Below are 6373 nucleotides of genomic sequence, written 5' to 3' on the forward strand. Positions count from 1 at the left end.
TGGCCCGAAACAGATGTGGGAGCGGGCTTGCCCCGCGATGCGCCGCGCGGGCGGCGCTCGATCTTGAGGGCGCTGCAAAAACATCGCCGAGCACCTGGTAGCCTCGATGCAATCTCCTGAAGGACACCAAGCGGCCTTGAGCATGGTCGATGCCGGCCATCGCGATCAAGACTCGCCAGTCGAGCGGCCACCCTTCTCGAGAATCCTCGGCCCCGCACCTTCCTGACCCAACACATCCCCCGGGTTGCGCAATGGGCAATCCTCCAGCGACAGGCAACCGCAACCAATGCAATTGTCGAGGCTGTCACGCAGGGCCTCCAGCGTGCGAATACGCGCGTTCAGGTCCTCCCGCCAGGCCGATGACATCTCCCCCCACTGGGCAGCGGTGAGCTTGCTGTTGGGGGCGTAGCGGCCCAGGGCACGCTTGATTTCCTCAAGGGGAATGCCCGTGCGCTGTGCCACCTTGATGATGGCGATGGTGCGCAGTACCAGTGCCGGGAAGCGCCGCTGGTTGCCCGCCGTGCGGGTGCTGGCGATCAGCCCCTTGGCCTCGTAGAAGTGCAGCGTGGACACCGGTACGCCGCTGCGTCGGGTGACTTCACCCACGCTAAGCATCCGTGTGCTGTCGGTGGTTGTTTTCGCTGCCACGGCTATTGGCCTCAAGTTAAGTTGAGCTCTTATAGTCCCGTCAGATCGTTCCCGCAATCGTTACAAGGTGCCTGTCGATGAGTTGCGCGACAGCCTTGGCATGCGTATGGCCAAGGTCATGGCCAGCCTCGGGGAACACTTGCAGCCTGGCATCCGGTATCAGTTGCGCCAACCGCTGGCCAACCGCGAGCGGGCTGATAGGGTCCATGCCACCCCACAGCAGCAGTACCGGCAACTGCAGTTCCTGCAAGCGGGCAGACAGGTCGGTGCGGTCGTCCAGGAACCAGCGTGGCAGGTTCGGGTTATCTGACTCGAACGCCGTGCGCCAGTCCTCGGCCCCCAGAGCGGGGAGGTTCAAGCCGCCCGAAGTGACGGCGAGGACCAGGTGAGTGATCAGGTCGGGGCGCTCGAGTGCGATCTGCACCGCGACAACCCCGCCCATGGATTGCGCCACCAAGGCTGTGGGCCTGTCGATCTCTGCGATCGCCAGCGCGGCGAGGTGCTCAAGGCAGGTGACATTCGGGTTGGCTGGCGTATTGCCAAAACCGGGCCAGCCCATGTGCTGCACGGCAATCGACGTTTCGAGGGCTTCGGCGACGGGGCACCAGAACTGGGTGTTGCCGGAGGCACCGGGGAGGAAGAGAATTTTTTCGGGGGAAGCAGTCACGGCTCGGTCCTTGAGTCAGGGGTGAAGCAACCTACGGCCATTCGCAGCCATTGGCAAACGATGTCCGTTCAGGATCGAAAGTTGATAACCGCCATAAAACGAAAAGGAGCACAAATGTGCTCCTCTGGGTTTTCACCCACTCAAGCCCTCACTCCGCCATCTGCAACGCCGGCAACTTGACCCGAAACGCCTTGGTAATCCCCAGCAGACACAGGAACCCCAACGCCATCCAGCTCAAGCCGATCATGAACGACATGCTCGACAGGCTGGTCCACAACCAGATGGTGGTCAGAAAGCCCAGCGCCGGAATTGCGCCATACAGCAGCCAGTTGCGCCCCCCGCGCAGTTTCTGGTCCACCAGGTAATGCTTGACCACCGCCAGGTTCACCGCCGAGAAGGCGAACAGCGCGCCGAAGCTGATCATGTTGGCGACGGTGTCGAGGGTGATGAACAGGGCAATCAGCGACAGCAGGCTGACCAGCATGATCGCGGTGGCGGGCACGCGCTTCCTGGTGACCAGGCGGCCGAACACCTTCGGCAGTGCGCCGTCGCGGCCCATGGCGAACAGCACCCGCGACACGCTGGCCTGGGACACCATCGCCGAGGCGAAGCAGCCGGCGACGTAAGTGGCGGTGAAGGCGGTGACCATCAGCTCGCCGCCCAGCCGGCGCATCACGTCCAGCGAGGCGGAGTCCGGGTCTTTGAAGATGGCCCACTCGGGGAACACCATCTGCGCACACCACGACACGATCAAGAACAGCAGGCCGCCGAACAGGGTCACCGCCATGATCGCCAGGGGGATGCGGAACTTGGGGTTGGCGGTTTCCTCGGCCATGGTCGACACCGCGTCGAAGCCCAGGAACGACAGGCACAGCACTGCCGCGCCGGTCATGATCAGCGGCATGTTGAAGCCTTCGTGGTGGAACGGCTTGAGCAGCGAAACCGGCTCGGCCTGGGCGCCCAGGTTGTGGATCGACAGGCCGACGAAGACCACGATGAACACCAGTTGGGCCACCACCAGCACGCAGTTGACCCGGGTGATGGATTCGATGCCGATCAGGTTGAGGAAGGTCACCAGGGCGATGGAACCGAGCACCCACACCCAGGCGTGCACGGCGGGGAAGTATTCGGCCATGTAGATGCCGATCAGCAGGTAGCTGAGCAACGGCAGGAAGATGTAGTCGAGCAGCAAGGTCCAGCCGGCCATGAAGCCGAAGTAGCTGCCGAAGGCCTTGCGGGTGTAGGTGTACACGGAGCCTGAGAACGGGTGGGCCTGGACCATGCGGCCGTAGCTGTAGGCGGTCAGCAGCATGGCGGCCAGGGTCAGCAGGTAGGCGGTGGGCAGGTGGCCCTTGGTCATCTGGGTGACCAGGCCGTAGGTGGTGAACACCGCCAGCGGCACCATGTACGCCAGGCCGAACAGCACCAGCGCGGTAAGGCCCATGGTTAGCCGGAAGCGACCGCTTGCGCCGGCCTGCGACGGGGACGGATGGGCGTGAGCATCGGCTGTATTTGTTGTTGTATGCATTGCGAACTCCTGGAAATTGACGACAGGACGCCGCGGTACACGCGGGGCGCGCACCGTCTGGAGAGCTTCACTTGAGGCGGGGGCGGCCGGGGCCGTGCACGCAAGCCGCCCACCCTGGCAGGGGTGGGCGGCGGGTTCAGGTCAGAGCTTGCCGACCAGGCGTGCGGTGCGGTCGACGGCGATGCGGGTCTTTTCCACCAGCTCGTCGAGTTCGCTGCGGGTGGCGATCAGGGCCGGGGCCATGATCATGCGGCCGAGGGTGGAGCGGATGATCACGCCCTCTTCGAAACCGAAGGTGCGGCACTGCCAGGCCAGGTCGTTTTCGTTGGCGAAGCGCTTGCGGGTGGCCTTGTCTTCGGCGAACTGCAGGGCGCCCAGCAGGCCGGTGCCCTGGATGTCGCCGATCAGCGGGTGATCGCTGAAGGTTTCGCGCAGCAACTGCTGCAGGTAGGGGCCGGTGTCGTCCTTCACCGTGGCGACGATGCTTTCGTCGCGCAGGGCCTTGAGGTTGGCCACAGCCACCGCAGCGGCCACCGGGTGGCCGGAGTAGGTCAGGCCGTGGGCGAACACACCGCCGCGCTCCACCAGAGCTTCGGCAATGCGCTTGCTCAGCACCAGGCCGCCCATGGGCACGTAGCCGCTGGTCAGGCCTTTGGCGATGGACAGGGTGTCGGGCTGGAAGCCGAAGTATTCGTGGGCGAACCATTCGCCGGTGCGGCCGAAGCCGCCGATGACTTCGTCGGCGCACAGCAGCACGTCGTACTGGCGGCAGATGCGCTGGATTTCCGGCCAGTAGCTCTCGGGCGGGAAGATCATGCCGCCAGCGCCCTGGAACGGCTCGGCGATGAAGCCGGCGACGTTCTCGGCGCCCAGTTCGAGAATCTTCTCTTCCAGTTGCAGGGCGCAGCGCTTGCCGAACTCGGCCGGGGTCAGCTCGCCGCCGGCGGCGTACCAGTAGGGCTCGTCGATGTGGGCGATGTCGGGGATCAGCCCGCCCATCTCGTGCATGAACTTCATGCCGCCCAGGGCGGTGGCCGCCAGGGTCGAGCCGTGGTAGCCGTTCCAGCGGCCGATCATGATCTTTTTCTGCGGCTGGCCGACGACCTGCCAGTAACGGCGCACGGTGCGGATCAGCACCTCGTTGGCCTCGGAGCCGGAGTTGGTGTAGATGGCGTGGCTGTAGTGGCCCGGCAGCAGGCTGAACAGCAGCTCGGACAGCTCGATCACCGCCGGGTGGGTGGTGTGGAAGAACATGTTGTAGTAGGCCAGCTGGTCCATCTGCGCGGCGGCGGCGGCGGTCAGGTCGCGGCGGCCATAGCCGAGCTGGGTGCACCACAGGCCGGACATGCCATCGAGGTAGCGGTTGCCGTCGTTGTCCCACAGGTTCAGGCGCTCACCGCGCACCATCACCCGCGGCCCTTCGGCGTTCAGGGCCTTCTGATCCAGGAACGCATGAATGTGGTGAGCGGCGTCGGCCTGTTGGTAGTCCTGGGTCTGGCGTTGCGGTGCGAAGGGAGCATTCATGGCTTTTTCTCTTTCTTGGAAGTCGCGCAAGGGGGATGCAATCGGGGGGCAGGTCCTCTGCTTGAACGGGCGCCGGTCCTGGGCCCTGGGGTTGGAGAAATGCTCCCACACCCGCGCAATCGCCGAAATCACCCGTTTTGGTGAGTGGCGCGTCTTCCAGAAGGCATGTGCCAGATAGCAAAAGGGCCGCTGAGCGGCCCTTGGTTTGTTAGTGAGTGAACGCCTTCAAACTGCCCTTGCGGCTGGCCTCATAGGCTTCGCGCTCCATGGGCTGGGCCTGCGGATTGCCCAGGTCTTCCATGGCCAGGCGGTGCGTCTCCGGCGCGAGGTACGCGGCAAAGGCGCACACGCAGGTGATGAAGAACGCCAGGCCACCGACCACCATTGGGATGTTGTCCGAACCCGGTGGCGCCACCAGGGCGAACAGGGCCGGCAGCATGGCGGTGAGCATGGTGCCGATGTTCTGCGCGATGGCCATGGCCGAAACCCGGTAGCGGGTCTGGAACAGCTCTGGGTAGAAGCTTGGGAATACCGCGTTGTAGCCCTGGTAGACCATGCCCCACATGACGATCGAGGCGACGAACGCCAGCGGCACGTTCTGGATGCTGATCGCGTACAGGTAGACGAAGGCCAGCAGGCCCGAGCCCAGGCAGCCGGCGATCATGGTCGGGCGGCGGCCGATCTTGTCGGAAAGGTTGCCGACGAAGGGGATCACCAGCACCGCGACGATGTTGCCCACCACCGGGATCCACAGGTACACGCTCTTGTCGAAGCCGATGCCGTAGGCCGGCTGCACCGCGTAGGCCGCGCCGAAGATGGTGGCGACCACCGGGATCACGTTCATCAGGGCCATGAACATCACCAGCACCATGTGCTTCCAGCTGTGGCGGAAGGCTTCGCTGATCGGCGACTTGGCCACCTTGTCCTGTTTTTCTTCCTGGACGAAGGCCGGGGTCTCATGCACCTCTTTGCGGATGATGAAACCGGCGATCAGCACCACGGCGCTCATCAGGAACGGAATGCGCCAGCCCCACTCGTTGAACGCTTCGCTGGGCATGAAGTAGGCCAGCGGCAGGAACACCGCCGCCGCCATCACCTGGCCGGCCTGCACGCCCTGCAGGGTAAAGCTTGCGTAGTAGCCGCGGCGGCCGAAGGGGGCGTGCTCCATGATCATCGAGCTGGCCCCGGAGATTTCGCCGGCCACGGCGAAGCCCTGCACCAGGCGCAGCAGCACCAGCAGCGCCGGGGCGAGCAGGCCGATGTCGTGGTAGGTGGGCAGCAGGCCCACGGCCATGGTCGACAAGCCCATCAGGAACATGCACAGCAGCAGCACGTTCTTGCGCCCACGGGTATCACCCCAGTGGCCAAGCACGAAGGCACCCACCGGGCGCGCCAGGTAACCCACGCCATAGGTGGCCAGCGAGGCGATGATGGCCATCTTCGGGTCGGTGTTGGGGAAGAAGATCTGCGGGAAGATCAGCGCCGCGGCCTGGGCATAGATGAAGAAGTCGTAGTACTCGAGGGCAGAGCCGATCCATCCGCTGGCGGTGGCTTTCTTGGCTTGGGAACTTGAGTGGGCCATGTTGTCTCCGTTGTTCTTGTCAGGGGCCGGTGGTCAGCGCGCGCGGGGCACGGCAACGGGGCTATGGGGAGAAGACGAACGTGGCGATGCGGATCGCAGGGCGAGGAAGCTGTGCATAGGTCGGTACCCGTTTTATTGAACTTATTATGTGGTGACGTTGGGCTGTACAGCGCAGGTTCCGCCGAACGACCGGCGTGGCAGCAAGAAAGGCCGGCGGGCCTGCGACTGGTGATCATGGTTGTTCACGGGGCGGGGTGAATCAATTCGTCGAAACGGGTTTTGTTCGGTAATCGAACAAAAACTAACCGTTTCGTACAAAGTGCATTGCCGGGGCGACTTTACCTGCGAATAATCGATCGTGCCAGCTGATCGCGGGGGGGGGAAACACGACCCCGAACCCCCTCGGGGGGGGAGGGTTCCCTTA

General features: G+C 64.2%; 5 protein-coding genes. All 5 read right to left on the reverse strand.

The window, feature by feature from the left end; genetic code table 11:
- Window positions 1–165: 165 nt before the first annotated feature.
- The 5 genes from soxR to ACO6VM_RS12120 all read right to left on the reverse strand — a co-directional run bounded on the left by soxR (window position 166) and on the right by ACO6VM_RS12120 (window position 5949).
- Window positions 166–615 carry a redox-sensitive transcriptional activator SoxR gene (gene soxR, locus ACO6VM_RS12100; protein ID WP_401060741.1) on the reverse strand — a complete coding sequence of 150 codons (450 nt, stop codon included), beginning with the start codon at window positions 613–615 and terminating at the stop codon, window positions 166–168.
- A 73-nt stretch (window positions 616–688) separates the two neighbouring features.
- Window positions 689–1315 (reverse strand): alpha/beta fold hydrolase, encoded by a 627-nt coding sequence (locus tag ACO6VM_RS12105; RefSeq protein ID WP_401060714.1) that lies wholly within the window; start codon window positions 1313–1315, stop codon window positions 689–691.
- Window positions 1316–1463: 148 nt separating this feature from the next.
- On the reverse strand, window positions 1464–2843 hold the full coding sequence (locus ACO6VM_RS12110; protein ID WP_422403323.1) for an APC family permease: 1380 nt from the start codon (window positions 2841–2843) through the stop codon (window positions 1464–1466).
- A gap of 141 nt (window positions 2844–2984) precedes the next feature.
- On the reverse strand, window positions 2985–4367 hold the full coding sequence (locus ACO6VM_RS12115; protein ID WP_401060718.1) for an aspartate aminotransferase family protein: 1383 nt from the start codon (window positions 4365–4367) through the stop codon (window positions 2985–2987).
- A 208-nt stretch (window positions 4368–4575) separates the two neighbouring features.
- Window positions 4576–5949 (reverse strand): MFS transporter, encoded by a 1374-nt coding sequence (locus ACO6VM_RS12120; protein ID WP_401060720.1) that lies wholly within the window; start codon window positions 5947–5949, stop codon window positions 4576–4578.
- Between the last annotated feature and the right edge of the window lie 424 nt (window positions 5950–6373).

The sequence above is a fragment of the Pseudomonas sp. GZD-209 genome, from assembly GCF_049310485.1.
Taxonomy (GTDB): Bacteria; Pseudomonadota; Gammaproteobacteria; order Pseudomonadales; family Pseudomonadaceae; genus Aquipseudomonas; species Aquipseudomonas sichuanensis.

Bases quoted from the DNA above. Each gene is read 5' to 3' on its own strand.
- soxR (WP_401060741.1), bottom strand. From the start codon at position 615: ATGCTTAGCGTGGGTGAAGTCACCCGACGCAGCGGCGTACCGGTGTCC.
- ACO6VM_RS12110 (WP_422403323.1), bottom strand. From the start codon at position 2,843: ATGCATACAACAACAAATACAGCCGATGCTCACGCCCATCCGTCCCCG.
- ACO6VM_RS12115 (WP_401060718.1), bottom strand. From the start codon at position 4,367: ATGAATGCTCCCTTCGCACCGCAACGCCAGACCCAGGACTACCAACAG.
- ACO6VM_RS12120 (WP_401060720.1), bottom strand. From the start codon at position 5,949: ATGGCCCACTCAAGTTCCCAAGCCAAGAAAGCCACCGCCAGCGGATGG.